General features: G+C 66.8%; 25 protein-coding genes. 16 read left to right on the plus strand and 9 right to left on the minus strand.

Going from position 1 to position 26,136, the window contains the following annotated elements; all coding sequences use genetic code 11:
* Positions 1-36 precede the first annotated feature (36 nt).
* The 3 genes from cysM to ABIC94_RS16050 are packed head-to-tail and all read left to right on the plus strand — an operon-like array spanning position 37 to position 1,744.
* A complete protein-coding gene (cysM, locus tag ABIC94_RS16040) occupies positions 37-939 on the plus strand; it encodes a cysteine synthase CysM (protein ID WP_354373992.1) in 903 nt (300 codons plus the stop codon).
* Between the two features lie 9 nt (positions 940-948).
* On the plus strand, positions 949-1,527 hold the full coding sequence (locus ABIC94_RS16045) for an NUDIX domain-containing protein (protein ID WP_354373993.1): 579 nt from the start codon (positions 949-951) through the stop codon (positions 1,525-1,527).
* Positions 1,517-1,744, plus strand: coding sequence for a sulfurtransferase TusA family protein (locus tag ABIC94_RS16050; protein ID WP_354373994.1), 228 nt, complete (start codon positions 1,517-1,519; stop codon positions 1,742-1,744). The genes ABIC94_RS16045 and ABIC94_RS16050 overlap by 11 nt, the downstream gene beginning before the upstream one ends.
* Positions 1,745-1,799: 55 nt before the next feature.
* On the opposite strand, the gene galU is transcribed toward ABIC94_RS16050, so the two are convergent.
* On the minus strand, positions 1,800-2,690 hold the full coding sequence (gene galU / locus ABIC94_RS16055) for a UTP--glucose-1-phosphate uridylyltransferase GalU (RefSeq protein WP_354373995.1): 891 nt from the start codon (positions 2,688-2,690) through the stop codon (positions 1,800-1,802).
* Positions 2,691-2,797: 107 nt separating this feature from the next.
* Positions 2,798-5,695 carry a valine--tRNA ligase gene (locus ABIC94_RS16060; RefSeq protein WP_354373996.1) on the minus strand — a complete coding sequence of 966 codons (2,898 nt, stop codon included), beginning with the start codon at positions 5,693-5,695 and terminating at the stop codon, positions 2,798-2,800.
* 107 nt (positions 5,696-5,802) lie between these two features.
* Between ABIC94_RS16060 and yaaA the strand changes: the two genes are divergently transcribed.
* The 6 genes from yaaA to ABIC94_RS16090 all read left to right on the plus strand — a co-directional run bounded on the left by yaaA (position 5,803) and on the right by ABIC94_RS16090 (position 11,197).
* Positions 5,803-6,585, plus strand: coding sequence for a peroxide stress protein YaaA (gene yaaA, locus ABIC94_RS16065; RefSeq protein ID WP_354373997.1), 783 nt, complete (start codon positions 5,803-5,805; stop codon positions 6,583-6,585).
* Positions 6,585-7,424, plus strand: coding sequence for a 2OG-Fe(II) oxygenase (locus tag ABIC94_RS16070; protein ID WP_354373998.1), 840 nt, complete (start codon positions 6,585-6,587; stop codon positions 7,422-7,424). Before yaaA ends, ABIC94_RS16070 begins: the two co-directional genes overlap by 1 nt.
* A gap of 9 nt (positions 7,425-7,433) precedes the next feature.
* A complete protein-coding gene (locus ABIC94_RS16075; RefSeq protein WP_354373999.1) occupies positions 7,434-8,333 on the plus strand; it encodes an alpha/beta fold hydrolase in 900 nt (299 codons plus the stop codon).
* Positions 8,330-9,211, plus strand: a complete 882-nt coding sequence (gene queF / locus ABIC94_RS16080) for an NADPH-dependent 7-cyano-7-deazaguanine reductase QueF (RefSeq protein WP_354374000.1) — start codon at positions 8,330-8,332, stop codon at positions 9,209-9,211. Before ABIC94_RS16075 ends, queF begins: the two co-directional genes overlap by 4 nt.
* 110 nt (positions 9,212-9,321) lie before the next feature.
* Complete coding sequence (locus ABIC94_RS16085; protein ID WP_354374001.1) at positions 9,322-10,227, plus strand: SDR family NAD(P)-dependent oxidoreductase; 906 nt, start codon at positions 9,322-9,324, stop codon at positions 10,225-10,227.
* Positions 10,228-10,306: 79 nt separating this feature from the next.
* Positions 10,307-11,197, plus strand: coding sequence for a LysR substrate-binding domain-containing protein (locus ABIC94_RS16090; protein ID WP_354374002.1), 891 nt, complete (start codon positions 10,307-10,309; stop codon positions 11,195-11,197).
* Between the two features lie 19 nt (positions 11,198-11,216).
* On the opposite strand, the gene ABIC94_RS16095 is transcribed toward ABIC94_RS16090, so the two are convergent.
* Together ABIC94_RS16095 and ABIC94_RS16100 are read right to left on the minus strand one after the other, a co-directional pair.
* Complete coding sequence (locus ABIC94_RS16095; RefSeq protein WP_354374003.1) at positions 11,217-12,578, minus strand: MmgE/PrpD family protein; 1,362 nt, start codon at positions 12,576-12,578, stop codon at positions 11,217-11,219.
* 9 nt (positions 12,579-12,587) lie between these two features.
* On the minus strand, positions 12,588-13,751 hold the full coding sequence (locus tag ABIC94_RS16100; protein ID WP_354374004.1) for an acyl-CoA dehydrogenase family protein: 1,164 nt from the start codon (positions 13,749-13,751) through the stop codon (positions 12,588-12,590).
* Between the two features lie 106 nt (positions 13,752-13,857).
* Between ABIC94_RS16100 and ABIC94_RS16105 the strand changes: the two genes are divergently transcribed.
* From ABIC94_RS16105 to ABIC94_RS16125, 5 genes are all read left to right on the plus strand, one after another.
* Positions 13,858-16,185 carry an acyl-CoA dehydrogenase gene (locus ABIC94_RS16105; protein ID WP_354374005.1) on the plus strand — a complete coding sequence of 776 codons (2,328 nt, stop codon included), beginning with the start codon at positions 13,858-13,860 and terminating at the stop codon, positions 16,183-16,185.
* A 45-nt stretch (positions 16,186-16,230) separates the two neighbouring features.
* Positions 16,231-17,217: a Bug family tripartite tricarboxylate transporter substrate binding protein gene (locus tag ABIC94_RS16110; protein ID WP_354374006.1), complete on the plus strand. Its 987-nt coding sequence runs from the start codon at positions 16,231-16,233 to the stop codon at positions 17,215-17,217.
* Positions 17,218-17,224: 7 nt separating this feature from the next.
* On the plus strand, positions 17,225-18,721 hold the full coding sequence (locus tag ABIC94_RS16115) for a class I adenylate-forming enzyme family protein (protein ID WP_354374007.1): 1,497 nt from the start codon (positions 17,225-17,227) through the stop codon (positions 18,719-18,721).
* Positions 18,722-18,840: 119 nt separating this feature from the next.
* A complete protein-coding gene (locus ABIC94_RS16120; RefSeq protein ID WP_021006041.1) occupies positions 18,841-19,020 on the plus strand; it encodes a DUF3606 domain-containing protein in 180 nt (59 codons plus the stop codon).
* 320 nt (positions 19,021-19,340) lie between these two features.
* Entirely contained in the window at positions 19,341-19,928 is a 588-nt protein-coding gene (locus ABIC94_RS16125; protein WP_354374008.1) for a hypothetical protein, read from the plus strand.
* Here the strand turns inward: ABIC94_RS16125 and ABIC94_RS16130 are convergent.
* From ABIC94_RS16130 to ABIC94_RS16140, 3 genes are all read right to left on the minus strand, one after another.
* Positions 19,874-21,136: a DNA topoisomerase IB gene (locus tag ABIC94_RS16130; RefSeq protein WP_354374009.1), complete on the minus strand. Its 1,263-nt coding sequence runs from the start codon at positions 21,134-21,136 to the stop codon at positions 19,874-19,876. The genes ABIC94_RS16125 and ABIC94_RS16130 overlap by 55 nt on opposite strands.
* Positions 21,137-21,244: 108 nt before the next feature.
* A complete protein-coding gene (locus tag ABIC94_RS16135; protein WP_354374010.1) occupies positions 21,245-21,925 on the minus strand; it encodes a TIGR02117 family protein in 681 nt (226 codons plus the stop codon).
* Positions 21,926-21,938: 13 nt separating this feature from the next.
* Complete coding sequence (locus ABIC94_RS16140; protein WP_354374216.1) at positions 21,939-23,135, minus strand: Y-family DNA polymerase; 1,197 nt, start codon at positions 23,133-23,135, stop codon at positions 21,939-21,941.
* 175 nt (positions 23,136-23,310) lie between these two features.
* Here ABIC94_RS16140 and ABIC94_RS16145 point away from each other — a divergent pair, with 175 nt between their 5' ends.
* Positions 23,311-24,150, plus strand: coding sequence for an RNase A-like domain-containing protein (locus ABIC94_RS16145; protein WP_354374011.1), 840 nt, complete (start codon positions 23,311-23,313; stop codon positions 24,148-24,150).
* Positions 24,151-24,162: 12 nt separating this feature from the next.
* On the opposite strand, the gene ABIC94_RS16150 is transcribed toward ABIC94_RS16145, so the two are convergent.
* Both ABIC94_RS16150 and ABIC94_RS16155 read right to left on the minus strand, forming a co-directional pair.
* On the minus strand, positions 24,163-24,786 hold the full coding sequence (locus ABIC94_RS16150) for a hypothetical protein (RefSeq protein ID WP_354374012.1): 624 nt from the start codon (positions 24,784-24,786) through the stop codon (positions 24,163-24,165).
* A gap of 94 nt (positions 24,787-24,880) precedes the next feature.
* Complete coding sequence (locus ABIC94_RS16155; protein WP_354374013.1) at positions 24,881-25,510, minus strand: YiiX family permuted papain-like enzyme; 630 nt, start codon at positions 25,508-25,510, stop codon at positions 24,881-24,883.
* A gap of 58 nt (positions 25,511-25,568) precedes the next feature.
* On the opposite strand from ABIC94_RS16155, the gene ABIC94_RS16160 reads away from it, so the two are divergent.
* The gene (locus ABIC94_RS16160; RefSeq protein ID WP_354374014.1) at positions 25,569-26,132 is read left to right on the plus strand and encodes a putative glycolipid-binding domain-containing protein; all 564 of its coding nucleotides are present in this window, start codon (positions 25,569-25,571) and stop codon (positions 26,130-26,132) included.
* The last annotated feature ends 4 nt before the right edge of the window (positions 26,133-26,136 follow it).

A 26,136-nucleotide genomic window follows, 5' to 3' on the forward strand; every position in this document is an offset into this window, starting at 1 on the left:
CTGAACGAAGCCCAAAATTATGGCACAGTGGCTGCCATGAATTATCCGACGATCGAAGACGCCATCGGCAAGACCCCCCTGGTGGCACTGCAACGCATCGATGCGGCCGAAAATGCCAAGCGTGGCAACGTGATCCTCGGCAAGCTGGAAGGCAACAATCCCGCGGGTTCGGTGAAAGACCGGCCCGCTCTTTCGATGATCAAGCGCGCCGAGGAGCGCGGCGAAATCAAGCCTGGCGACACGCTCATCGAGGCCACCTCGGGCAACACCGGCATTGCGCTTGCAATGGCTGCGGCCATCAAGGGCTACCGCATGGTGCTGATCATGCCGGAGGACCTGTCCGTCGAGCGCGCCCAGACCATGAAGGCCTTCGGCGCCGAGCTGGTGCTCACGCCGAAGAGCGGCGGCATGGAATACGCGCGAGACCTCGCCGAACAGATGGTGGCGCAGGGCAAGGGTCGGGTGCTCGACCAGTTCGCCAACGCCGACAACCCGCGCATCCATTACGAGACGACCGGCCCCGAGATCTGGGCCGACACCAAGGGCAAGATCACGCATTTCGTGAGCGCCATGGGCACCACCGGCACCATCACCGGCGTCTCGCGCTTCCTGAAGGAAAAGAACCCCGCGGTGCGCATCATCGGCGCGCAGCCGGCCGAAGGCTCGCGCATTCCGGGTATTCGGAAATGGCCGATCGAATATCTGCCCAAGATCTACGACGCCAGCCGGGTCGACGAAGAAATCAGCGTGAGCCAGGACAATGCCGAAGAAATGTGCCGGCGCCTCGCGCGCGAAGAGGGCATCTTCGGCGGCATTTCCGCGGCCGGTGCGCTGTGGGTGGCGCTCGAGGTCGCAAAAACGGTCGAGAACGCCACCATCGTGTTCGTGGTGTGCGACCGCGGCGACCGGTATCTCTCGACCGGCGTGTTCCCCGCCTGACAGAAGTCCATGCCCCATCCCAAGTTCTGCCAGGCCTGTGCCACGCCGCTCGAATGGATCGCGTTGATGGAAGACGGCGGTCCCAAGGAGCGCCTGCGCTGCCCCAACTGCGGCCACACCCACTGGAACAACCCCACGCCCGTGCTCGCGGCCATCGTCGAGTACCGCGGCCAGGTGCTGCTGGCGCGAAACGCCGCCTGGCCGGTAAAGATGTACGCGCTGATCACCGGCTTCATGGAAGCCGGCGAAACGCCTGAAGAAGGCATTGCGCGCGAGGTGAAGGAAGAAACCAACCTCGACGTGAGCGCGACCAAGCTCGTCGGCGCGTACGACTTCCAGCGCATGAACCAGATCATCATCGCGTACCACGTGGTGGCCGACGGCGAGGTGAAACTCTCGCCCGAGTTGCTGGACTACCGCCTCTACGACCTGCCCGACCTCAAGTGCTGGCCCGCGGGCACCGGCTATGCGTTGGCCGATTGGCTGCGCACGCGGGGACATGAGCCGGTGTTCTTTACCGCGGCGGAAAACGAAGAGCGGCGGCGCGGCCTGAACTTGCCGCCTGAGGAGCCGAAGCATGCAAATTGATCGCGAACTCGACACGCGGGGCCTGAACTGCCCGCTGCCCATTCTCAAGGCGAAGAAATCGCTCAACGACATGGCCAGCGGCCAGTTGCTGAAGGTGGTGTCGACCGACCCGGGCTCGCTGCGCGACTTTCAGGCCTTTGCGCGGCAGACCGGCAACGAACTGGTCGAGCAGCAGACCATCGGCAGCGACTTCATCCACGTGCTGAAGAGGCGCTGAGCAGCAAAAACTGGCCGGCAAAAAGAAAAGGGCCCCGACGGGGCCCTTTCTTCTTTCAGAGCTCCAGGCTCTTCAAGTATTCGCGGAACTGCGCGCCCACTTCGGGGTGCGCCAGCGCAAGCTCCACAGAAGCCTGCAAAAAGCCTTCCTTGCTGCCGCAGTCGTAGCGGATGCCCTTGTAGGCATAGGCGTAGACCGATTCCTTCTTCATCAGCGACGCAATGCCGTCGGTGAGCTGGATCTCGCCGCCCGCGCCCTTGGGTTGGTTGCGAATTTCGTCGAACACGCCGGGCGTGAGGATGTAGCGGCCCGCCACGCCGAGGCGCGAAGGTGCCTTGTCCGGCGACGGCTTTTCGACCATGCGATCGACCTTCACAAGATCGTCGCCGATGGATTCGCCGGCCACGATGCCGTAGCGCTTCACGTGTTCGAGCGGCACTTCCTGCACTGCCAGCACCGATGCGCCCAGCTTGCCGAAAGCAGCCGTCATCTGCGCAAGAACGGGCATTCCGCCCACCGGGCCAACCATCAGGTCGTCGGCCAGCAGCACGGCAAAGGGTTCGTTGCCGACCAGGTGTTCGGCGCACAGCACCGCATGCCCAAGCCCGAGCATGCGCGGTTGGCGCACATAAGAGCAGGTCATGTCATCGGGCATGACCGAGCGTGCGATGTTGAGCAGTTCGAGCTTGCCGCTGGCCTCGAGCTGGCTCTCCAGTTCGTAGGCGGTGTCGTAGTGATCTTCAATGGCACGCTTGTTTCGGCCAGTTACGAAAATCATGTCGCGAATGCCCGCCGCGTAGGCTTCCTCAACCGCGTATTGGATGAGTGGCTTGTCGACAACCGGCAGCATTTCCTTTGGCTGCGCCTTGGTGGCAGGCAGAAAGCGGGTGCCGAAACCTGCAACAGGAAATACGGCCTTGCGGATGCGTGTCGAGGGAGTGGGCATGGACAAATTGGGCGTCGGTTCGTTCGGTTGAAGAAAAAGGTTTTACAGTCAACGGCGGCGCAAAAAGCCGCCGTTGCCATGCTAAACCCAGGCCCGATCCATGTGTGTCAGCCGAGGCGCCTAAGCTGTTCGCGCAAACGCTCCAACATGGCCGTGAACTCAGCCAGACGTTTGCGTTCCTGCTCGATCACGGCGGGAGGTGCCTTAGCTACAAAGGCTTCATTTCCGAGCTTGCTGTTCACTTTGAGGATCTCGCCCTCGATGCGAGCAATTTCCTTGCCGATGCGTGCACGTTCGGCGGCTTTGTCGATTTCCATGTGCAGGCACAGGCGTGCCGAGCCGACCACGGCCACTGGCGCCGCTTCGGCCGCTGCCGACCACGAAGCCTCGTCGTCGAAGACCTTCACTTCCTTGAGCTTGGCCAGCGCCTGCAGCACCGGCGCCGAATCGCGCAGGAACGCCGCGCCTTCGGCATCGTCGGCCACCGCGTAGAGCGGCAGGCGCACCGCAGGCGACACGTTCATTTCGCCGCGCAGCGTCCGGCAGGCATCGACCAGCGCCTTCAGGCGCGCCACATGCGCTTCGGCCGCTTCGTCGATTTTTTCGGGCTGGCTCTTCGGATAGGCCGCCACCATGATCGACTCGCCCTCGCGTCCGGCCACGGGCGCCACCTTCTGCCACAGTTCTTCGGTGATGAACGGAATCACCGGATGCGCAAGGCGCAGCAGCGCTTCGAGCGTGCGGATCAGCGTGCGGCGCGTGGCGCGTTTTTGCGAATCGTCGCCGGTCTGGATCTGCACCTTGGCAATCTCCAGGTACCAGTCGCAGAACTCGTCCCACGCAAACTGGTAGATGGTGTTGGCCACGTTGTCGAGCCGGTATTCCTCGAAGCCCTTGGCCACTTCGGCCTCGACGCGCTGCAGCTGCGAAACGATCCAGAAATCGGCGCGGCTGAACTTCAGGTAGCCGTGCGCCGGGCCGCCGACCGCACACTCTTCCTTCGTGTGCTCGCGCAGGCCGCAATCCTGCCCCTCGCAGTTCATCAGCACGAAGCGCGTGGCATTCCAGAGCTTGTTGCAGAAGTTGCGGTAACCCTCGCAGCGCTTGCTGTCGAAGTTGATGCTGCGGCCCAGCGACGCGAGCGAGGCGAAGGTAAAGCGCAGCGCATCGGCGCCAAAGGCCGGAATGCCTTCGGGAAATTCTTTTTGCGTGTTCTTGCGAACCGCGGGCGCGGTCTCGGGCTTGCGCAGGCCCTGCGTGCGCTTGTCGAGCAGTTCGGGCAGCGCAATGCCGTCGATCAGGTCCACCGGGTCGAGCACGTTGCCTTCGGACTTGCTCATCTTCTTGCCCTGCGCATCGCGCACCAGGCCGTGGATGTACACGTCCCTGAACGGCACCTTGCCGGTGAAGTGCTTGGTCATCATGATCATCCGGGCGACCCAGAAAAAGATGATGTCGTAGCCCGTCACCAGCACGCTCGAGGGCAGGTACAGCTCCAGGTCCTCGGTCTTCTCGGGCCAGCCGAGCGAAGAGAAGGGCACCAGCGCCGATGAGTACCACGTATCGAGCACGTCCTCGTCGCGGCGCAGCTTCTTGCCCGGTGCCTTGGCCTCGGCCTCCGCCTCGTCGTGCGCCACGTACACATTGCCCTCGTCGTCGTACCAGGCCGGAATCTGGTGGCCCCACCACAGCTGGCGCGAAATGGTCCAGTCCTGGATGTTCTCCATCCAGTGGTTGTAGGTATTGACCCAGTTCTCGGGCACGAAGCGCACCTCGCCGGTCTTCACCACGTCGATGGCCTTCTGCGCGATCGACTGGCCGTCGGCACCGGGGCGCGTCATGGCCACGTACCACTGGTCGGTGAGCATCGGCTCGACGATGGCGCCCGAGCGCGCGCAGCGCGGCACCATCAGCTTGTGCTTCTTCACCTCGACCAAGAGGCCGAGCGCCTCGAGGTCGGCCACGATGGCCTTGCGCGCAACAAAACGGTCCATGCCGCGGTACTTCTCGGGCGCGTTGTCGTTGATGGTCGCGTCGAGCGTCAGGATGCCGATCAGCTCGAGCTTGTGGCGCTGGCCCACGGCGTAGTCGTTGTAGTCGTGCGCGGGGGTGACCTTGACCACGCCGGTGCCGAATTCCTTGTCGACATAGTCGTCGGCAATGATGGGGATCAGCCGGTCCACCAGCGGCAGCTTCACGCGCTGGCCGATCAGGTGCCTGTAGCGCTCGTCCTCGGGGTGAACCATCACGGCCGTGTCGCCCAGCATGGTTTCCGGGCGGGTGGTGGCCACGGTCAGCGTGCCGCTGCCGTTCTCGAGCGGGTAGGCGATGTGCCAGAGCGAGCCGTCTTCCTCTTCGCTTTCGACTTCGAGGTCGCTCACCGAGGTCTTGAGCACCGGGTCCCAGTTGCCCAGGCGCTTGCCGCGGTAGATCAGGCCTTCTTCATAGAGCGAGACGAAGGTTTGCGTCACGACCTTCGACAGGTCTTCGTCCATCGTGAAGTATTCGCGGCTCCAGTCGACCGTGTCGCCCATGCGGCGCATCTGGCCGGTGATGGTGTTGCCGCTCTTTTCCTTCCACTCCCACACCTTGGCGACGAAGTTCTTGCGTGCCTCGGCGGGCGTCGGGCCCATGTCGTGCCGGCTGATTTTCTGTTCCTGCAGTTGCCGCTCCACCACGATCTGCGTTGCGATGCCCGCATGGTCGGTGCCCGGCACCCACAGCGTGTTGTCGCCCTTCATGCGGTGGTAGCGTGTGAGGCTGTCCATGATGGTCTGGTTGAACGCATGCCCCATGTGCAGCGTGCCCGTCACGTTGGGCGGCGGCAGCTGGATGGCGAAGGAATCCGCGCCTTCCTTGGGCTGCTGAGTGCCGCGGAAGCCTGCCTTGGCGTAGCCGCGCTTTTCCCACTCCGGGCCCCAGTGCGCCTCGATGGCGGCGGGTTCGAACGATTTGGACAGGCTGTCCAGTCCAGGTTGGGCGGTGGGAGTGGTGGGTTCGCTCATGGGGAGAATGCAAAACGGCACCCGCGGGTGCCGTCGGTCACAGGGTGGGAATGGCAGCGATTTTACCGGGGCGGTACCCCGTCATCGGTGCGCCCGATAATTCCGCGATGCTGTTTTTGCTCTCCCCTGCGAAGTCGCTCGACTACGACACGCCCGTTCCCGACGAAATCCCCTCCACCCGACCCCATTTCGAGGCCCCCCGCGGCCCTTCGGTCGAACTCATCAAGCTGCTGCGCGAGAAGTCGCCGCTGCAGATTTCGGAGCTCATGCGCCTGTCGGACAAGCTCTCTGCCCTCAACGTGGCGCGCTACCAGGCCTGGGCCGGCAAAAGTACCCCGAAGAATGCCCGCCAGGCCGCCTTCGCATTCGATGGCGACGTTTACGGCGGCCTCGATGCCCGCTCGCTCACGCCCGCGCAGCTGGCCTGGGCGCAGGAACACCTCTGCATCCTGAGCGGCCTCTACGGCCTGTTGCGCCCGCTCGACCTGCTGCAACCCTACCGCCTGGAGATGGGCACGCAGCTCGCCAACGGCCATGGCAAGGACCTGTATGCCTTCTGGGGCTCGCGCATTGCGGAGCACCTCAACGAGCGCCTGGCGGCGGACCGCACGCCCGTGGTGGTCAATGTCGCCTCGCAGGAATACTTCAAGTCGGTCGACCTGAAGGCGCTCAAGGCCCGCGTGGTCGAATGCGTGTTCGAGGAATGGAAGGGCGACAGGTACAAGATCGTGAGTTTCTACGCCAAGCGCGCCCGCGGGCTGCTCGCGCGCTGGGCGGTGCTGCACAAGGCCGCCACGCCCAAGGCGCTGGAAAAATTCGATCTCGAAGGTTATGGTTTCGACGCCAAGGTATCGACGGCCGAAAGGCTGGTGTTTAGAAGGAAGACTTGATGTCACAGGCGATCAGTCCCGAGTTGAAAGAATGGCTGGTGTCGCAGCTCGCGGCAGGGCATTCGGTGCCTGCGCTGCGCGCCTCGATGCGCGCGGCCGGCTGGCAGGACGCGGCCACCGACCTCGCGCTGGCGCAGCTCGAAGCCGGGTTTCCCCATGTGGAGGTGGCCAGGCCGCGGCGCACCGACATGCCCGGCCCCGATCTCGAAGGCGCGCCGCTCTACATCGATGCGGGTGACCGCCGCGTTCAGGTGCTGCACACCATGCAGCATCCGCGCGTGGTCGTGTTCGGCAACCTCTTGTCGCCCGAGGAGTGCGAAGGCCTGATTGCCGCCGCGCGGGTGCGGCTTGCACGTTCGCTCACGGTTGAAACCCGCACCGGCGGCGAGGTGCTGAACGTCGACCGCACCAGCGACGGCATGTTCTTCGAGCGCAGCGAAAACGACATCGTCGCGCGCCTCGAGCAGCGCATTGCCGCGCTGCTGCGCTGGCCGGTGGAGTTCGGCGAGGGCCTGCAGATCCTGCGCTACGCGCCCGGGGCCCAGTACCGCCCGCACTACGACTACTTCGACCCCGGCGAGCCCGGCACGCCCACCATCCTCAAGCGCGGCGGCCAGCGCGTGGCCACGCTCGTGATGTACCTGCAGGAGCCCGAGCAGGGCGGTGCCACCACCTTCCCCGACGTGGGCCTGGAAGTGGCGCCCGTGCGCGGCACCGGCGTGTTCTTCAGCTACGACGAACCCGACCCCGCCACCCGTACCTTGCACGGCGGCGCGCCCGTGCTCGCGGGGGAAAAGTGGGTGGCCACCAAGTGGCTGCGCGAACGCGAATTCAAATAACGGGAACCCATGAAGCTCCAAGCCAACGGATTGCAGATCGAGGTCGAAGACACCGGCGGCGAAGGGCGCCCCGTCGCGCTGCTCATCATGGGCCTGGGCATGCAGCTCGTGGGCTGGCCGCAGGACTTCGTACAGGCGCTGGTCGATGCGGGCTTTCGCGTGGTGCGCCACGACAACCGCGATATCGGCCTGAGCCAGGGCTTCGACCATGCGGGCACCGGCAACATCGTGTGGGAGAGCATCCGCCAGCGCCTGGGCCTGCAGGTGCGTTCGGCCTACACCCTGCAAGACATGGCGCGCGATTCGCTGGGCGTGCTCGACGCACTGGGCATCAAGCAGGCGCATGTCATCGGCGCCTCGATGGGCGGCATGATCGCGCAGCACCTGGCCGCCAATGCACCCGACCGGGTGACCCGCCTCGTGAGCATCATGAGCTCGAGCGGCGCGCGCGGCCTGCCTGGGCCCCGCAGCGACGTGGCCGCCATGCTGCTGCGCCGGCCGCTGGGCGGCGGCGAGGCCCAGCTGGTGGCGCACAGCATCAGGCTGCTGCGGCTCATTCAGAGCCCCGCCTATCCGCAAAGCACCGAGGCGCTGGCCGAGCGCCTCACCTTCAGCATGCGACGCGCCTATCGGCCGGCCGGCATGTTCCGGCAGATGCTCGCCATCGGCGCCGACTCACGCCGGCCCGAAGTGCTGCCGCGCATCAAATGCCCGACGCTGGTGCTGCACGGCGAAGCCGATGCGCTGGTGCCGATGGCCTGCGGGCAAGACACTGCAAAACGCATTCCGGGCGCGAAGTTCATCAGCATTCCCGGCATGGGCCACGACCTGCCGCCCGAGGTGTGCGCCATTCTCGTCAATCACATCGCCCCGTTCCTGCACGCGGCCGAAGAACACCACAAGCCATGAGCCTGGACAACATTCCCCCCAACCCAAACCCGAACACGCCCGAGCAGTCGCAACTGGGCCGCGCCTCGGACTACGCCGACAAGTACGACGCCTCGCTGCTCTTTCCGATTGCGCGCGCCACACAGCGCGAAGCCATGGGCATTGCCGCCGGTGCGCTGCCTTTCTTCGGCGCCGACCTCTGGACCGCCTTCGAAGTGAGCTGGCTCAACCTGCGCGGCAAGCCGCAACTGGCCATCGCGCACTTCACCATTCCCTGTGAAACGCCCAACATCATCGAGAGCAAGTCGTTCAAGCTGTATCTCAACAGCTTCAACAGCACCGCTTTCGCGAGCATCGATGCCGTGCGCGACCGCATGCGCGCCGACCTGACCGAGGCGCTCTGGCGCGGCAGCGACCAATCCGCAGGCATCGGCGTGAAGCTGCTCGCGCCCGACCTGTTCGACCGCGAGCCGGTGCACGAACTCGACGGCCTCGACCTCGACCGCCTCGACATCGAGTGCACCCACTACCAGCCCGCGCCCGAGCTGCTGTCGAGCGACACAACCCAGCCGCCGGTGAACGAAACGCTCACCAGCCGCCTGCTCAAGAGCAATTGCCTCGTCACCGGCCAGCCCGACTGGGGCAGCGTGCAGATCCGCTACAGCGGCCCGGCCATCGGCCAGGCCGGCTTGCTGGCGTACATCGTGAGCTTTCGCAACCACAACGAGTTTCACGAACCGTGTGCCGAGCGCATCTTCACGGACATCTGGAGCCGCTGCAAACCGACCAAGCTCGCCGTGTATGCGCGCTATACGCGGCGCGGGGGGCTCGACATCAATCCGTTCCGCACCAGCTGGCCGCAGGCGCTGCCGCCAAATATCCGCACAGCGCGGCAATAAGGAAGAGGGCGCCACCGAAGCCCCTCTTCGGAAATCCGGAACTCGCCAGCCGGCCCCTGTGGCATTCTGGAACTGCCCGTGAACTGCGGGCAGATTTCCGGAGCAGACACATGGTTGAAGGAAAAGTAGTCATCGTCACCGGCGCAGGCGGCGGCATCGGGCGCGACATTGCGCTGGCCATGGCCAGCCACGGCGCCAAGGTGGTGGTGAACGACATCGGCGCCGCGCTCGACGGCGCGGGCGGCAGCGCGGGCCCCGCGCAGCAGGTGGTCGACGAAATCCGCGCCGCGGGCGGCCAGGCCGTGCCCAACACCGACAGCGTGGCCGATGCGGCCAGCGCGGCGCGCATCGTCGAATGCGCGGTCGAGAGCTTCGGCCGCATCGACGCCGTGGTCAACAACGCCGGCATCCTGCGCGACCGCTTCTTCCACAAGATGTCGGTCGACGAATGGGACGCGGTGCTCAAGGTGCATCTCTACGGCGCCTACTACGTGAGCCGCGCCGCCGCAACGCACTTCAAGGAACAGAACTCGGGCGCCATGGTGCACATGACCTCGACCTCGGGCCTCATCGGCAACTACGGCCAGTCCAACTATGCGGCGGCCAAGCTCGGCATCGTGGCGCTGTCGAAGTCGATTGCGCTCGACATGCTCAAGTTCAACGTGCGCTCCAACTGCATCGCGCCCTTCGCCTGGAGCCGCATGATCGGCGCCATTCCCACCGACACCGACGAGCAGCGCGCCCGTGTCGACAAAATCAAGCAGATGACGCCCGCCAAGGTGGCGCCGCTCGCGGTGTACCTTGCGAGCGAGGCGGCCGGCGCGGTCAACGGCCAGATCTTTTCGGTGCGCAACAACGAAATTTCGCTCATCAGCCAGCCACGGCCGGTGCGCTCCATCCACCGCTCCGAGGGCTGGACGCCCGAGAGCATTGCCGAGCACGCCATGCCCGCCATGCGCGCGAGCTTCTATCCGCTGGACCGCTCGGCCGACGTGTTCAGTTGGGACCCGGTCTGAGGTCAAACCCCGAGAAGGGCGCGCACAGCGCCATTCGCCGGACAATGCAGGCTTCTTTCCTTTCTGGCGCGCTTGTCCGGTGAATCTGCATTTCGACCTGTTCGACCTGAAACTGTTCGTCTACGTGGCGGATGCGCGCAGCCTCACGCGCGGCGCCGAAAAGGCCTGCATCTCGCTGGCGGCGGCCTCCACCCGCATCAAGCAGATGGAAGAGGCCGTGGGCGGCAAGCTGCTGCACCGCAGTGCGCAGGGCGTGAGCCTTACGGCCGCGGGGCAGGCGGTGCTCTACCACGCCAAGCGCGTGATGCAGCAGATGGAGCACCTGCGCTGCGACATGCAAGACTTCGGCAAGGGCATCAAGGGCCATGTGCGCGTGTTTGCCAACACCACGTCGATCACCGAATACCTGCCGCAGAAGCTGGCGGGCTTTCTCACGCAGCATCCGGCGGTGCAGGTCGATCTGCGTGAATACCTGAGCGAAGAAATCGTGCGCGCCGTGGCCGACGGCGAGGCGGACATCGGCATCCTGGCCGGCGACGTCCACACCGGCGAATTCGACGCGCGCCCCTTCGGCCGCAACCAGCTCGTGCTGGTGGTGCCGGTTACGCATCATCTCGCGGGAGCGCCCTCGGTGGCCTTTGCCGACACGCTCGACGAGCAGCACGTGGGCCTGCACCACGGCAGCGCCATCCATCGCTTTCTGCAGCGCCGCGCCGAGCTGGCCGGCCGGGGCTTCAACCCGCGCATCCAGGTCAGCAGCTTCGAGGCGATCTGCCTGATGATCGAAGCGGGCGTGGGCATCGGCGTGTTGCCGGCCTCGTCGGCGCACCGTTTGTCGATGGCCATGCGAATTTCAACCGTCGCGCTCAGCGATGCATGGGCGGAGCGCGAGCTCAAGCTCATTGCGCGCGATCGCGAACAGCTGCCGGCTTCGGCGCGCGAGTTGTTCGACCACCTCGTTGCGCCTTAGCGCGGCCTGGGGGCCGTCCTCAAGGTAGCCAGCGTTCCACGCGTGGCGTGTCGGCCAGCTGCCAGATGCGCTGGCACAGCGCCTTGGCCTCGTCGGCCGTGGCGCCCTCGCCGTAGTGCACAAGGCGCTGCATCTTGTCTTCGATCTCGGCGCGGCTCAGGGTGTTGCCCGGGTCGCCCTTGGGCTCGTCCACACGGCCTTGCAGCGTGCGGCCGTCCGCCGTCTTCACGCTGACCTTGCCGATCCAGCGCGCGGGGTAGGCGGTATCGACTTCTGCATCGAGTTCCATTGTGACCTTGTCGCGGAACGCGGCCACCTCGGGCGCGAGAAAGTCGCGGTCGAATTCGCCGAGCCCGGCGCGGCCGTGCACCGCGATCAGGCCCAGCACCGTGCCCATCGAGAACTTGCCCTGGTGCACCGTGGCCGGCACCGTGACGCGGCCCAGCACGTCGATGGCGCCCTGGTGCACGTGCGTGGTCACGCGGGCCACGTCGCCGTGAGCGAGCTTGTGCTGCGTCATCACCTGCAGCAATGCATCGGCGGCGGGATGCGTATGGCGGCAGGAGGCGTGGTACTTGAACGAGGTCTCGGCCAGCGCCCAGCGTGAGCCGAGGCGGTCGATGAGCTTGGCCGGGTCGGCGTCGCTGGACATGCCGGCGCCAAGGCCTTGCGCGCCTTCGAGGATCTTCGCTGCGCCGGTGAAGCCATCCTGCGCGAGGTAGGCCGACATCAGCCCGCTTGCCGCGGCGTGCGCGCAATGCAGCTGCTTGGAATCGGCCGCGTCGCGCAGAAACTCCCACACGCCCGCCGACTGCGTGCCGGCGGAGCCGAAGGCATGCAGCATCTGCTGCGGAGTGAGCTTCAACAGACTGCCCACCGCCGCGGCCGCTGCCAGCGTGCCGGCTGTTGCCGTGGTGTGAAAGGTCTTGTAGTGCGAGCGGCCAAGGAACTCGCCGACGCGGATGCCGACCTCGTAGCCCGCCACCACGGCGGTCAGCAACTGCGCGCCGCTCGCGCCGATGCTCTGCGCCACGGCCAGCGCGGGCGCGATGACCACGGCCGCGGGGTGGAACACCGAGCCGTTGTGCACGTCGTCCTGTTCCACATAGTGCGAGGCCGCGGCGTTGACCAGTGCGGCGAACACCGGTGAGCTGGTGCGGCGCGAGGTCAGTATTTCGCTCGGCCCGTCGGCGGGTCCCATCATCTGTGCGAAGCGTTCGATGCTGCGCACCGGCCGCGCCGTGCGAGCCGCGAGCACCGAACCGAGCCAATCGAGCATCAGGTCTTCGGTGCGGCGCAGCACGGGCGCGGGAATGTCCTCGAACTTCAGTTCGGCGGCGAAAGCGGCCAGGGTTTGGCTGGGATGATTCGATGAAGTCATGAGAGGCCTTCAGAACGAACGGGGGAGACCGAGCATGTGTTCGGCAACGTAGCTCAGGATGAGGTTGGTCGAGATCGGCGCCACCTGATACAGCCGCGTCTCGCGGAACTTGCGCTCGATGTCGTATTCGCAGGCAAAGCCGAAGCCGCCATGGAACTGCAGGCAGGCATTCGCCGCCTCCCAGCTTGCCTTGGCCGCAAGATACTTCGCCATGTTGGCTTGCGCGCCGCAGGGTTGGTGGGCATCGAACAGGCGGCAGGCCTCATAGCGCATGAGGTTCGCGGCCTCGATCTCGATGAAGGCCTCGGCAATCGGGAACTGCACGCCCTGGTTCTGCCCGATTGGCCGGCCGAACACCACGCGTTCCTTGGTGTAGGCCGTGACCTTGTCGATGAACCAGTAGCCATCGCCGATGCATTCCGCCGCAATGAGCGTGCGCTCGGCATTGAGGCCATCGAGGATGTACTTGAAGCCCTGGCCTTCTTCGCCGATCAGGTTCTCGGCCGGGATCTCGAGGTTCTCGAAGAACAGCTCGTTGGTCTCGTGGTTCACCATGTTCAGAATAGGCCGCACCGTCATGCCCTTGGCCGTAGCCTCGCGCAGGTCGACGATGAAGATCGACATGCCTTCGGACTTCTTTTTCACGTCCGCGAGCGGCGTGGTGCGTGCCAGCAGGATCATCAGGTCCGAATGCTGGATGCGCGAGATCCACACCTTCTGCCCATTGACGAGGTAGCGGTCGCCCTTCTTCACGGCCGTGGTCTTGATCTTGGTGGTGTCGGTGCCGGTGCTGGGCTCGGTCACGCCCATCGACTGCAGCCGCAACTCGCCGGTGGCAATGCGCGGCAGGTAGTTGCGCTTCTGGGCTTCGCTGCCGTGGCGCAGCAGCGTGCCCATGTTGTACATCTGGCCGTGGCAGGCGCCGGAGTTGCCGCCGCAGCGGTTGATTTCTTCCATGATGACCGAGGCCTCGGTAAGCCCGAGGCCTGAGCCTCCGTACTCCTGCGGAATGAGCGCGGCCATCCAGCCCGCCTTGGTGAGCGCATCGACGAATTCGGCGGGATAGCCGCGCGCCTCGTCGACCTTGCGAAAGTACTCGTTGGGAAACTGAGCGCACAAGTCGCGCACGGCGTCGCGGATGTCGGGAAAGCGGGAGTCGTTGCTGTTGTCCATCCACCGAATCTATGCTGCTCCCGCGCGAGGCGGGTCTGTGATTGCGAAACCCTCCCTTCGGCAAATGCAAATGCTCCGCGGCAGGGTGTTCTGTCACGCTGCGGCGATGGACACCGAATCACTCTGTGCAATGCGCGAAGCCGCGCTCGACTACTTCGTTCGCAGCCGCTCCATCCAAAGGCGGCGCGAGCGCATGGAACGGCCCGATGCCGACGAGGCGCAAGGCTGGAGCGCGCTTGCCGAGCTGGGCTGGACCGGCATGCTGGCGCCCGAATCGGCAGGCGGCCTGGCCCTGGGCCTTACCGGCGCCGCGCAAATACTGCAGGCCGCGGGCGAGCACGTGGCGCCGGAACCGCTGCTGGCGGTAGCCGGCCTCAGCGCGTTGCTTCTCGCGCGGCTCGAATCTCCGGATGCGCAAACACTGCTCGCGGAACTGGTGGCGGGCCGCTGCCTGCCTGCGCTGGCCTGGCAGGAGAGTGCGGGCGACCTGAGCGCCGTGCCACTGGCCTGCGGCTGCGAGCCGCGCGCGGGCCATGCGGGCGGCATGCTGCTGCAGGGCGAGAAGCTCATGGTGCTGCCCGGCGCTGCGGCCAGCGGCTGGCTGGTGTCGGCGCGGGGCAGCGACGATGCGGTACTGCTGTGGGTACCGCGCGGCACGGCCGGCGTGAGCGAAACCCTGGTGCCGCTGGTGGACGGCAGCCAGGCCGCGAGCCTGCGCTTCGAGCAGGTGGAGTTGCCGCCCGAAGCGGTGCTGGCGGAAGGCCCCGCCGCGCAAGATGCGCTGCGCCGTGCGTTGGCTGCCGGCCAGATTTTGCAGGCGGCCGAGCTGCTGGGCGTGGGGCAGGCCATGCTCAGCCAGACGCTGGCCTACCTGCGCACCCGCTCGCAGTTCGGCAAGCCCATCGGCAGCTTCCAGGCGCTGCAGCACCGCTGCGTGGACATGTTCATTCACCTCGAGGTGGCGCAAGCCACGTTGGCGGAAGTGCTGTCGCTTGCAGGCCAGGGGCTCGCCGCCGACCGGCTCGAAGCCGAAGCCAGCCGCGTCAATGCGCGCTGTACCGCCGCGGCGCTGCAGGTCTCGCGTGCGGCGGTGCAGCTGCACGGCGCCATCGGCTATACGCAGGAGTGCGACCTGAGCCTGTACTACAAGCGCACGCTGTGCCTTTCGGCATGGCTCGGCAATGCCGCTGCGCACCAGCGCCGCCATGCCATGCTGGCCGAAGGCGGGGAAGTGAGAGCGGGCGCGGCCGAATGGGACGGCGAATTTCCGCGCAGCGCCGACTGGAGCGAAATGCCCGAGGCGGAGTTTCGCCGCATGGTGCGCGGCTTTCTGCAGCAGCGCTATCCGCAGCAACTGCGCTACCTGTCGCATCGCGCCCGCTGGAGCGAGATACGCGACTGGTATCTCACGCTCTCGGCGCAAGGCTGGATCGCACCAGCCTGGCCGCAGGCGCATGGCGGCATGGGGCTACCGGCCGGCAAGCTCATTGCATGGATCGAGGAGCTCGAGCAGTACGGCGTCGCCCGCACGCCCGACCAGGGCATCGTGATGATCGGGCCGCTGCTGATCCAGCACGGCACGCCCGAACAGCAGAGCCGGTTCCTGCCGCGCATCCTGAGCGGCGAGCACGTGTGGTGCCAGGGCTATTCGGAGCCCAACGCCGGCTCCGACCTGGCGGGGCTGCGCACCGAGGCCGTGGCGGGGCGCGATGCCGAGGGCGATCACTTCATCGTCAATGGCCAGAAGATCTGGACCACGCTGGCGCAGGACGCCAACCATATCTTCATGCTCGTGCGCACCGACAAGGCCGCGCGCAAGCAGGAGGGCATCAGCTTTCTGCTGTGCGACCTGCGCACGCCGGGCATCGCGGTGCGACCGATTCACACGCTTTCGGGCGAGCCCGAGTTCTGCGAGGTGTTCTTCGACAACGTGCGCGTGCCGGCCGACAACCTGGTGGGCAAGCTGCACGGCGGCTGGACCATTGCCAAGGCGCTGCTGGGCTTCGAGCGCATCTTTCTCGGCAGCCCCAAGCAGTCGCAGTACGCACTCGGTCAGCTCGCGCGGCTCGCACAGGCGCGGCGCCTTTTTGCCGACCCGGTGTTCGCGCAGCGCTTCGCGGCATTGCGGCTCGACGTGCTCGACCTGTCGGCCGCCTACACGGGCTTTGCCGACATCGTGCGCGCGGGCAAGCCGCTGCCTGCATCGGTCTCGCTGCTGAAGATATGGGCCAGCGAAACCTACCACCGCATCGGCGCATTGCTGATCGAGGCCGGGGAAGAGCAGGGTGCGGTGGCCGGCGACCAGGTGCTCGACGGGCAAACCTTCAACGTGCTGTCGCCGTTGATCGGCTCGACGGCCGCAATGATCTACGGCGGTACCAACGAGATCCAGCGAAACATCCTCGCGCGGCAGGTGCTCGACCTGCCTGTTTGAGCAGGTTGCGTTCGCCCAAGAAATAAACAACAGGAGACAAAGCCAATGGAAACCACGGACTTCACACGGCGGCAAGCCGTCGCCGCGCTGGCAGGCAGCACATTGCTGGCCGCACTGCCTTCGCGCGTTTTCGCGCAGCAACAGCTGCCGCCTCTCATCAAGCTGGTGGTCGGCTACTCCGCGGGCGGCCCGGTGGATGGTGCGGCGCGCCTGCTCGCGCCCGCGCTGGGCCAGGAGCTCGGCACGCAGGTCATCGTGGACAACCGCCCCGGTGCCAGCGGCTCCGTGGGTGGCGACGCGGTCGCCAAGGCCCCGCCCGACGCCGCGATGCTGTTCTTCGGCGCGAGCCCGACGATCACCATCAACCCGAACATCCAGCGCAAGATGCCCTTCGACCCGATGAAGGACCTGACGCCCATCGCGCCGCTGGTCGACTACACCAACGTGCTCGTGGTCAACAAGGATTTGCCGGTGCACAGCGTGGCCGAGCTGCTGGCCTATGCGAAGGCGCGGCCGGGAAAGGTGTTCTACGGCTCGGCCGGCATCGGTGCGTCGAACCACCTGAGCGGTGCGCTGCTCGAGAAGATGACCGGCGTGCAGCTCACGCATGTGCCGTACAAGGGCAGCGCGCCCGCGCTGGCCGACGTGATGGGCGGCACCGTGACGATGATGTTCGACATCATCGCCACCTCGCGCCCGTTCATCCAGTCGGGCAAGCTGCGCGCGCTGGCCGTTACCTCGCGCCAGCGCAACCGCATGCTGCCCGAAGTGCCGACCATGATCGAATCGGGCGTGGTGGGGTATGACGTGGGCGGCTGGTTCGGCCTCTACGGCCCCGCGCGCATGGACCCGGCGCTGGTCGCCCGCCTGAATGCGGCCGCGCAGAAGGCGATGGCGCGCGAGGAAGTTGCCCATCGCCTGCGCGAGCAGGGCTACGAGGTCTGGACGGGCGGGGCGGACCTGCTGGCAACCAAGGGGCAGGCCGATCGCAAGCTCTGGGCCATTGCCTCCAAGGGCATCGAAGCGGAATAAATAGCCGATGGCGCCCACACGAATCCACGAACTGCTCGAGGCGCGCGCGGTGCGCTCGCCCGAAGCGGCTTTTCTCTTCGAGCCTGAAGGTACCGTGTCGTACGCGGAGTTGCAGGCCCTGGCCGAGGCCGCGGCGCAAGACTTGCTGGCCGCCGGCGTGCAGCCGACAGACCGCGTGGTGCTGGTGGCCGAGAACTGCGCCGCCCACATCGCGCTGATCATGGCGTGCAGCCGTGTCGGGGCGTGGTCATGCGGCGTCAACGCGCGCATGTCGCCCGGCGAAATCGCGGCCATTGCCGGGCGCGCCGACGCGCGGCTGTGCTACTTCACCACGGATGCATCGAGTGCCGCACGGCAGCATGCGAGCCGCGCCGGCGCGGTGCCGTCGGCGCTGCCCGGCGTGATGCGCTCGGCCGTGCGCGCCGAAGCCCGGCCGGAGGCCAATGCCGCGCTGGCGGACACGGCCGCCATCATCTTCACGTCAGGCACTTCGGGCACGCCGAAGGGCGTGATGGTGTCGCACCGCGGCCTGTTGCATTTCGGGCGCGTGTCGGCCAGCGTGCGCTCGCTGGGTGAACGCGACCGGGTCTACGCCTTCCTGCCGATGACGCATATCTTCGGTATCGGCACGGTGCTCATGGCCGCGCTCACCGGCGGTGCCGCGCTGGTGTTGCGCGCAAGCTTCTCGCCCGCCGACATGCTGCAGGCGCTCGCGCACGAACAGGTGTCGAACCTGCTCGGCCCGCCCACGATGTATGCGCGCCTGCTGGCGCACATCGAGGCAGAGCGCGCCGTGCCGCGTTTTCCGGCGCTTCGCTATGTCTATACCGGTTCAGCGCCGCTCGACCTCGGGCTCAAGCAGCGCATCGAGGCGCTGTTCGGCCAGCCGCTGCACTATGGCTACGGCCTTTCGGAGTATGCGGGCTCGGTGTTCCTGACCCGGGCCGAGGCGCCGCGCGCGGACACCTCCGCCGGCTGCATCGTCGAGGGCGGCGAGGCACGCATCGTCGGCCCCGACGGCCGCGATGTCGCGGCCGGTGAAACGGGCGAGATCTGGCTGCGCGGCCCCGGCCTCATGCTGGGCTATTTCCGCGACGCGGCTGCCACGGCGCAGGTCATGCGCCCGGACGGCTGGTATGCGAGCGGCGACCTCGGGCGCTTCGATGCGGATGGTGCGCTGTTCGTGGTCGGCCGGCTCAAGGAAATGATCATCCGCTCAGGCTTCAACGTCTATCCGGCGGAGATAGAAACAGTGATCGGCCGCTTCGACGGCGTGCATCTATGCGCGGCGGTGGGCGTGCCCGAAGCCGACGGCAACGAACAGATCGTCGCGTTTCTCGAGATGAAGCCAGGCGCGGTGCTGAACGAGCCGGCGCTGCGCGCGTACCTGGCGGAGCATTTGTCGCCCTACAAGCGGCCGGCGCGCATCGAGACCGTCGACACGATGCCGACCACGGCCAACGGCAAGGTGCTCAAGCGCGAACTGCAGGCGCGCTGCCGGTAGCGGTGGCGCGCCGCGCCTTGTTCGGACTTTTCCTGCATGCAGCCGCGCCGCCGTCCTCCAGTGCCGCGCAGGAAAAAGACGCATCGTGTCCGCATCCACAAGGAAGCATCAAAACCACCATGGCAGACGATCCCAACAAGCGCGGTCCGCAAGACCGGACCCGCATCAATGTCAACGAGCCGCACGAGGTGCGCTACTGGACCCAGACGCTGGGCGTGACCGAGGCGCAGCTGCGGTCGGCCGTCGCAGCTGCGGGCGTCGAGGTGAAGGACGTGCGGGTCTATCTCGGCAAGCCCTAGCTTCCGCTCCGCTCGGCCCGTCGATTGCCTGTTTTGCAACGCCGGGCGCGGAAAGCGTAGGTACGCTCCTACACCCGGCGAAAGGGGTGGGCCCGATACTTTGGCTTTCCTTCGCTTCAGGAAACGCAAAAAGTGAACGTGCCGACCGTGCCCATTGCCGCCCCCCGACCTGCAGGCCGTCTGCCGGCCTGCCCACCGAATGAGGCGAAGCCTTCGGCTCCCGCCGCGCGATGAAGGCCTCGCCCGGAGCCCGCAGTTGGATCGCTGCCGGCGTGCGCCATGAATTGCTAACCCGCGCCTTGCCGGCATTGCGGCACGACATGGCTGCCCCGGTTTCGGTCATACGCATGGCGTTGCTCATGCTTAAGCGCCAGGTCGGCGCGGAATCCATCGATGCGGGCGCTTGCGAGGAGCGCGTGGCGCTGATCGACAACCAGGTGTCCGAACTCGTCGAAGGCATTCGCTCGCTGCGCGACTGGGAGCTGGCCACGACCGATGAGGGCATCACGCGCAGCGCGCTGGTAGCGCAATGCGTGGGCTTGATGCGTGCGGCCTTCGACATGCATGGCGTGACGCTGGACGTCGATTCCGCGCTCGACCCGCGCGAAGACGAACCCCGCCGGCCCCAGGGCGCCGCGCTGCGCTACCTGCTTCTCGGCGGGCTCGGCTATCTGCATGACGGTGCGCCAGAAGCCGGTGCCATTCGCATCGATGCGGACGGTGCCGATGCACTGCGCCTGAGTGCCTTGCCGCGCGAGTCCAGCGGCGTCAGCCCCGTGCTCGATGCGCATCGAGCGCCGCGTGCATTGGCCATCGATGCCATTGCGCTCCAGAGCCTGGCCGACGACCTGGGTTACATGGTGGCGCTGGAGCGCGACAGCGTGCGCTTCTCGCTCGCTCCGGGCTGAGAGCTTTGCCGCCTCGCGCTGCGCAGGTTGCGTGGCACGACCTTGAGGCTGTTCTTCCTTTCGGCCTTGCGTGCCTCCCGCAGTTCGCGCGCCTGGCGTTGCCGATGCGCCCGCAGAAAAACGAGCAGCCGCTGTTCCGCGGCGTGGAGGCCGCGCGTTCGCCGGGCCGCGGTGCGCGCCGACATCCTTCGCAGCACCTCCGACGATGCGTCTTCGCCGTCGCCCGCGAGCGCGCTGCCCAGCGCCAGCACGGCGGGGTGCACATAGGCCTTCTTGCAGACCGCGGGCGTGTTGCCCAGCTGCTTCGCCACGGCGGCCAGGATCTCCCTGGCGCTGTAGCGGCTGCTGTCGGCGGCGGTGCGGCCCGGCTCGCAGGCCAGCCGCGTGAGCTCCAGCGCCTGCACGGTGCCGTGCCACGTGCGAAAGTCTTTGGCGGTAAAGCGCTCGCCCGGTGACGCTTCGGCGAGGTAGTCGTTCACGTCGGTGGACGACACGCTGCGCAGCTGGCCGTCTTCGTCCTGATACTGAAAGAGCGCCTGGCCGGGCAGTTGCTGGCATTGGCGCACCACCTTCGCCACGCGAGGGTCGTCCAGCAGGGCTTCGTGCATCACGCCGCTCTTGCCGCGAAAGCGCAGCCGGAGCGCGGCGCCCTGCACGGCGGCGTGCCGGTTGCGCAGCGTGGTGAGGCCGTAGGAGCCGTTGCTGTTGGCGTACTCCTCATTGCCCACGCGAAGCAGCGTGGTGTCGAGCAGGCGCACCAGTGCCGCCAGAACCTGCTGGCGCCCCGGAGCGGCTGCTCTGCCGCCTTCCTGCAGCTCGCGCGCCACGCGTGCGCGGATGCGCGGCAACGCGAGCCCGAAGGCTTCGAGGCGCTCGAACTTGGTTTCGTCCTTGAAGAGCCGCCAGTCGGGGTGATAGCGGTATTGCTTGCGGCCCCGCGTGTCGATGCCGGTGGCCTGGAGATGGCCATGGGGCAGCGGGCAGATCCACACCTGGGTGTAGGCCGGCGGAATGGCCAGCGTGCGGATGCGCGAGAGTTCGTCCACGTCGCGCACCCATCGGCCCTCGGCATCGCGATAGCGAAAGTGGTCGCCGTGCTTCAGGCGCCGGATGCCCGGCATGTCGGGGTTCACATAGACAAGGCCATTGGCGATCGGCGTCGGCTTGGAGGGCGGGGGCGGTGAAAGCGATGTGGAGCGTGCCGGCATGGGGTTTGCGTGGTTGCGGTACCCGTCGCTTGTGCCTGCATCGGCCATCGCCGCCTGTAGGACGCCGCAAGCGCCGCTGGTGCGATGGAGGCGCTTTGTCCCTGGGCGTCAGGGGCGGACCGGCTCCAGGTGCCACACCACGTTGAAGTCGAACGGCGTCCATCGGCTGACCTTGACCCCCGCCTGCCGCAGGCCGCGCCCGGTCCAGGTGTTGCAGGTCTCGAAGAGGTGGTAGCCGCCTTCGGCTTCGTAGAAGGCGTCGTCGTTGCCGTAGTGCGCACCGGCAACGGGTGCAGCGCGGCCCGAGGTCAGCGTCGCCCGAACGTAGCCCGCGAGCTGCGCGTACTGCGTCTGCGAGAGCGGCAGGTGGAAGGCGTTCTTGTGCAGCGAGGCACGCGTGAGGTAAGTCACGTGCAGCAGCGCGCGGTTGCCGCCGAGCAGGGCACCGAAGGCGCGTGACGCCGTGAGGTCGCCCCAGGTGGGCGTGTGCAGGTAGAACTCGCGGTCGCCCCAACCGATGGCGATGAACTCGGCATCGGGCGGCACGGCCTTGAAGTGCGCGAACGGAAAGAGCTGCTGCCAGTCGATGGTGGCCGAGCGGATCGGAAACACCAGGTCGGTGTGAATGCCGTTGCTCAACACCCAGGCAGGGGCGGCGGGCGGCTGCGCGGGCGCTTGCGCATTGGCCGGCCAGAACATCAGCGCGCAGGCGGCGCCCACGTACAGCCCCACCGCCATCGTGAACCCCAGCAGCGTGAATGCGATGCGCCGGAGCCAGCGTTTGATCACGGCTTCGGACGCTTCAGAAGAGCGATGCGGTGGCCGATGCAGCCTCCGCGGATGCGCGCGAGACGGGGCCGCCCGCGGCCGGCGCCATCGCCTCGGGGCTGTCCGCCTTCGCAAGCGCGCCCACGCGCACGCCCAAGAGGCGCAGCGGCCGTTCGAGCGGCACGCGCTTCAGGCACAGCCCTCCGATCTGGCGAATGGTCTTGCCGTCGGCGGTGAAGCGGTCGATGGTCTGGTCGCGCGTGGCAATCTTGAAGTCGTCATAGCGCAGCTTGATGCCGATGGTCTTGCCCACGTAGCCCTTGCGCTGCAGGTCTTCGGCCAGCTTCTCGCACAGGTGGGTGAAGATGGCGCCGAGCTCGGCGCGGTCGCGCACCGCATGCAGGTCGCGGTCGAAGGTGGTCTCGCGGCTCATCGACACGGGCTCGCTTTCGGTGACGACCGGCCGGTTGTCGCGGCCCCAGGCCACTTCGTGCATCCATGCGCCCGTGGACTTGCCGAAATTCTGGATCAGCCAATCCCGCTCGCACGCCGCGAGCTGGCCGACCGTCTCGATGCCGAAGCGCTTGAGCTTCTCGTCGGCCTTGGGACCGATGCCGTTCACCTTGCGGCAGGGCAGCGGCCAGATGCGCGTCTGCAAGTCGTCTTCGTAGACCACCGAGATGCCGTTGGGCTTGTTGAACTCGCTCGCCATCTTGGCAATGAGCTTGTTGGGCGCCACGCCGATGGAGCAGGTGAGGCCGGTCGCGTCGAGAATGGCCTTCTGGATCAGCCGCGCGAGCGAGCGCCCGCCGTCGCGCTGCCCGCCGGGCACGTCGGTGAAGTCGATGTACACCTCGTCCACGCCCCGGTCTTCCATCAGCGGCGCGACCTCCCTGATGATCTGCTTGAAGGTGCGCGAATACTTGCGTATCTCTTCGAAGTCCACCGGCAGGATGATGGCCTGCGGGCACAGCTTGGCGGCCTTCATGAGCCCCATGGCCGAACCGACGCCGAACTGCCGCGCCGGGTAGGTGGCGGTGGTGATCACGCCGCGGCCCACGTAGTCTTTCAGCCGGGGAAAAGCGTCGAGCGGAATGTCGGCCAGCGTGCCGCCTTCCGGCACATGGCGAATCGCCTCGTCCACGCTGCGCCGCCCGCCGCCGATCACCACCGGCAGGCCCTTGAGCTGCGGATAGCGCAGCAGCTCGACCGACGCGTAGAAGGCGTCCATGTCGAGGTGGGCGATGCGGCGCAGCGGCGGCGCTGGAACGGGCTGGGGACTCACGGCTCCGATTGTCTCGCGGCCGGGGCTTGTTCGCCCGCGGGCGCATGCATGCCAGAATGCGGCGGACTGCGGTTTTGACCGTCCGATGGCATCGAAGGCATGGGAAGGAAAGGGATCTGGCATGGATGACGAAGTCGAAGGCATGACCATCGCGCTGACGCCGGTGCAGATGGCCGGGGTTCTGGGTGGACAGGATGTGCCCGAATCCGCGAGCTTGAGCAATCGGCTCTGGGGCACCGTCGGGCTGGTGGGCGGTGTCGTGGAACTGGTCGGTGCCGGCGTGCTCTGCCTCACCCCCGAGCCCACGATGGTGACCAAGGCCGGCTGCGTGGTGCTGGGCGTGCACGGTTTCGACACCCTGGCCACTTCGGGCCGCCAGGTCTGGACCGGTACGCCGCAACGCACCGCGACCGCCGTCACCGCAAGTTCGGCGGCCGAAGCGCTGGGTGCCTCGCGCGAAACGGCCGACGGCATCGGGCTTGCGGTGGATGTGGCGGTGCCGCTGGCCGTGGCCGCGGGGCTGGGAGCCGCTCGCATCATCGCTGTGACGCGCGGAGGCCGCATCCGTCTGGTCGAGCATGAAGCCGCCGCCGGATCGAGGCTCGGCGGCCACACCATGGCACGCCATGTCGGGCAAACCGACGCCCAGTTGCTGGCCAGGGTGCGGACCGCCACCCGGCCGGGCCCCAAGGCAGTTTCCACCTTTGCCGATCTCGCCACGGCGGAACGCGCGATCACTGAAACGCTGCGCGTCAATGCCGCCGCGGTGCGCGCCTGGTCACGCGGAGCGGCCGCGGGCAGCAAATCGCCGGAGCTGGAGCACGTGCTGGGCTATGTGGTCGGACGGGGCGTGCAATTCGGCAGCACGGCCGTCAATGACCTCTCCGGCGTGCGGATCATCCTCAAGATGGAAAGCTACAACGGCAAGCCGTTCTACATTCTGACGGCCTATCCGATCTGAGGCTCTGGGTGGCTAAGGAAACGAAGGCGCTTCGCCCGTGGTCCACACGTCGGCACCGAACTCCTCTGCAAGCTGGGCCACGATCTTCACGGTGCGCTCGCGCAGCGGTGCGATGCGAGCCTGCAGGCCCGCCCTGGCCAGCGTAACGGCCTGGCCGGGGTCATCGTCGGCCTCGGGATCGCTTTGGCGGATGTAGAGCGTGCCGTTTCGGGCCCAGACCTCTATGGCCCAGCCCTGGTCCTGGTCGTCGTAGATCATGCCTTGGTCGTTGCCGGCCATTGCGGCAAGAAAATGGTCCATCGTGGCAAAGGTGTCATACCAGGGGAACGACAGCTGAACGCCGGCTTCTTCGTTGTCCAGCCGCAGATCCATCCAGAAGTAATGCCGCACCTGGTCGAGCTTGAGCGTGTGGCGCCGGGCCGCCGCAACCACCTGTGCGTAGTACGCGGCAAGCTCCGCCTCGTGCCCCACCACCTCGGAGGTGCGCGCCAGCAAACGCTCGGCGCGCGGAAACCCGGGCAAGGCGAGCGGTTCGGCCGGGCCGCCCGACACGGGGCTGAACTCGTCCTGCAAATGAAAAGCGATCTCGGGCTCCAGCGAGTCGATCGGCTTGGCATGGGCGAACCAGGGTTCCAATTGCGCGCTCCTCTGAATGGTCGGGCGTACGATGTTAGCTCGGCATGCATCGATGCGAGCGGCGGCTTGGGCGAGACCGCTCGGCGCTCAGCGCTCAGCGCGCCTCCACCGTCACCAGCAGCGGCGATCCGAACATCGCCACCGGAGAGATCACCGGTTCGTCCATCGGCACCTTGTCGCCATAGCGCTCGCGCATCTTGGCGCGCACCGCGGGGTCGTCCAGGTTGAAGCTGCGAATCTTCTGCAGCTCGCCGATGCGCACGCCCAGTGCGCGCTGGTAAAGCTTCCACACGAGTTCGGAGCAGTAGATGCGCTGGTCCGACCATTCGAAAGTCAGGTCGTAGGGGCGGCCTTCGTAGTCCGCGGAGCCCGCATGCAGGCGGGCCACGGCGCCGGGCGTCAGCAGTGCGTCGGCATTGCGCAGCCGCTTCGCCACGTAGTGCCCGCCGTCGCCGCGCGCCGTCCACTGCGCGAGCGGCGTGTAGCGCACGGTCGACACCGCTTCGAACACATAGGGCTTGCCGCCGCGCAGCAGCACGATGCCCATGTGGCTGTAGCGTGAGCCGGTAGCGCGCTGCACCGCCAGGCTCTGGGCCGAGCGCGAGGTGTGAAAGACGATGTCGCCGTCTTTCAGCGCGGCATGGACCGGCGTGGCGAACAGAGCGAACAGGCCGAACAGGGCGGGCAGCAGCGGGGCCGCCGCGGGGAGATGGATCTGCTTCATGTGCGGCGCATTGTGACAAGGCTTGCCTGTTGTGCCGCCTCGGGCCATTATCCGGACCATGCAAACCGTCGCTTCCATTCTGTGGCGCAGGCTCGATGCACCGGGCCATGACGCCTGCCGCCTCGAACGCAACGCCGCTGCGTGGCAGCTCGACGGTGCCGCCGTATTCCGCCTTGAAGACCGGCGCATCGCGCAGTTGCACTATCGCGTGCGCTGCGATCTGCACTGGCACACGCAATGGGGCACCGTGCGCGGCTGGCTCGGCGCAGCCGCCATCGACCTGTCGATTGCCCGCGATGCGCACGGGCATTGGAAACTCAACGACGAGGCGGTGCCGGACCTCTCGCATTGCGTCGACCTCGACCTGGGCTTTACGCCCGCCACCAACCTGCTGCAGCTGCGCCGGCTCAACCTTGCAAAAGGCGAGGGCGCGGACGCGCCGGCCGCCTGGGTCGACCTGGACGGCGGTGGCATGCTCAGCGAACTGAAGCAGCGCTACGAACGGACCGCGAACGACGCGTACGCCTACGAGGCCAAGCGCTTCGACTATGCGGCGATGCTGCGTGTGACGGAGGACGGGTTCGTGCACGACTACCCCGGACTCTGGATCGCCGAGGCGTAGCACC

The organism is Variovorax paradoxus (assembly GCF_040544635.1).
GTDB lineage: Bacteria > Pseudomonadota > Gammaproteobacteria > Burkholderiales > Burkholderiaceae_C > Variovorax > Variovorax paradoxus_R.

Bases quoted from the DNA above. Each gene is read 5' to 3' on its own strand.
- cysM (WP_354373992.1), top strand. From the start codon at position 37: ATGAATTATCCGACGATCGAAGACGCCATCGGCAAGACCCCCCTGGTG.
- ABIC94_RS16045 (WP_354373993.1), top strand. From the start codon at position 949: ATGCCCCATCCCAAGTTCTGCCAGGCCTGTGCCACGCCGCTCGAATGG.
- ABIC94_RS16050 (WP_354373994.1), top strand. From the start codon at position 1,517: ATGCAAATTGATCGCGAACTCGACACGCGGGGCCTGAACTGCCCGCTG.
- galU (WP_354373995.1), bottom strand. From the start codon at position 2,690: ATGCCCACTCCCTCGACACGCATCCGCAAGGCCGTATTTCCTGTTGCA.
- ABIC94_RS16060 (WP_354373996.1), bottom strand. From the start codon at position 5,695: ATGAGCGAACCCACCACTCCCACCGCCCAACCTGGACTGGACAGCCTG.
- yaaA (WP_354373997.1), top strand. From the start codon at position 5,803: ATGCTGTTTTTGCTCTCCCCTGCGAAGTCGCTCGACTACGACACGCCC.
- ABIC94_RS16070 (WP_354373998.1), top strand. From the start codon at position 6,585: ATGTCACAGGCGATCAGTCCCGAGTTGAAAGAATGGCTGGTGTCGCAG.
- ABIC94_RS16075 (WP_354373999.1), top strand. From the start codon at position 7,434: ATGAAGCTCCAAGCCAACGGATTGCAGATCGAGGTCGAAGACACCGGC.
- queF (WP_354374000.1), top strand. From the start codon at position 8,330: ATGAGCCTGGACAACATTCCCCCCAACCCAAACCCGAACACGCCCGAG.
- ABIC94_RS16085 (WP_354374001.1), top strand. From the start codon at position 9,322: ATGGTTGAAGGAAAAGTAGTCATCGTCACCGGCGCAGGCGGCGGCATC.
- ABIC94_RS16095 (WP_354374003.1), bottom strand. From the start codon at position 12,578: ATGACTTCATCGAATCATCCCAGCCAAACCCTGGCCGCTTTCGCCGCC.
- ABIC94_RS16100 (WP_354374004.1), bottom strand. From the start codon at position 13,751: ATGGACAACAGCAACGACTCCCGCTTTCCCGACATCCGCGACGCCGTG.
- ABIC94_RS16105 (WP_354374005.1), top strand. From the start codon at position 13,858: ATGGACACCGAATCACTCTGTGCAATGCGCGAAGCCGCGCTCGACTAC.
- ABIC94_RS16110 (WP_354374006.1), top strand. From the start codon at position 16,231: ATGGAAACCACGGACTTCACACGGCGGCAAGCCGTCGCCGCGCTGGCA.
- ABIC94_RS16115 (WP_354374007.1), top strand. From the start codon at position 17,225: ATGGCGCCCACACGAATCCACGAACTGCTCGAGGCGCGCGCGGTGCGC.
- ABIC94_RS16120 (WP_021006041.1), top strand. From the start codon at position 18,841: ATGGCAGACGATCCCAACAAGCGCGGTCCGCAAGACCGGACCCGCATC.
- ABIC94_RS16125 (WP_354374008.1), top strand. From the start codon at position 19,341: ATGGCTGCCCCGGTTTCGGTCATACGCATGGCGTTGCTCATGCTTAAG.
- ABIC94_RS16130 (WP_354374009.1), bottom strand. From the start codon at position 21,136: ATGCCGGCACGCTCCACATCGCTTTCACCGCCCCCGCCCTCCAAGCCG.
- ABIC94_RS16140 (WP_354374216.1), bottom strand. From the start codon at position 23,135: ATGGACGCCTTCTACGCGTCGGTCGAGCTGCTGCGCTATCCGCAGCTC.
- ABIC94_RS16145 (WP_354374011.1), top strand. From the start codon at position 23,311: ATGGATGACGAAGTCGAAGGCATGACCATCGCGCTGACGCCGGTGCAG.
- ABIC94_RS16155 (WP_354374013.1), bottom strand. From the start codon at position 25,510: ATGAAGCAGATCCATCTCCCCGCGGCGGCCCCGCTGCTGCCCGCCCTG.
- ABIC94_RS16160 (WP_354374014.1), top strand. From the start codon at position 25,569: ATGCAAACCGTCGCTTCCATTCTGTGGCGCAGGCTCGATGCACCGGGC.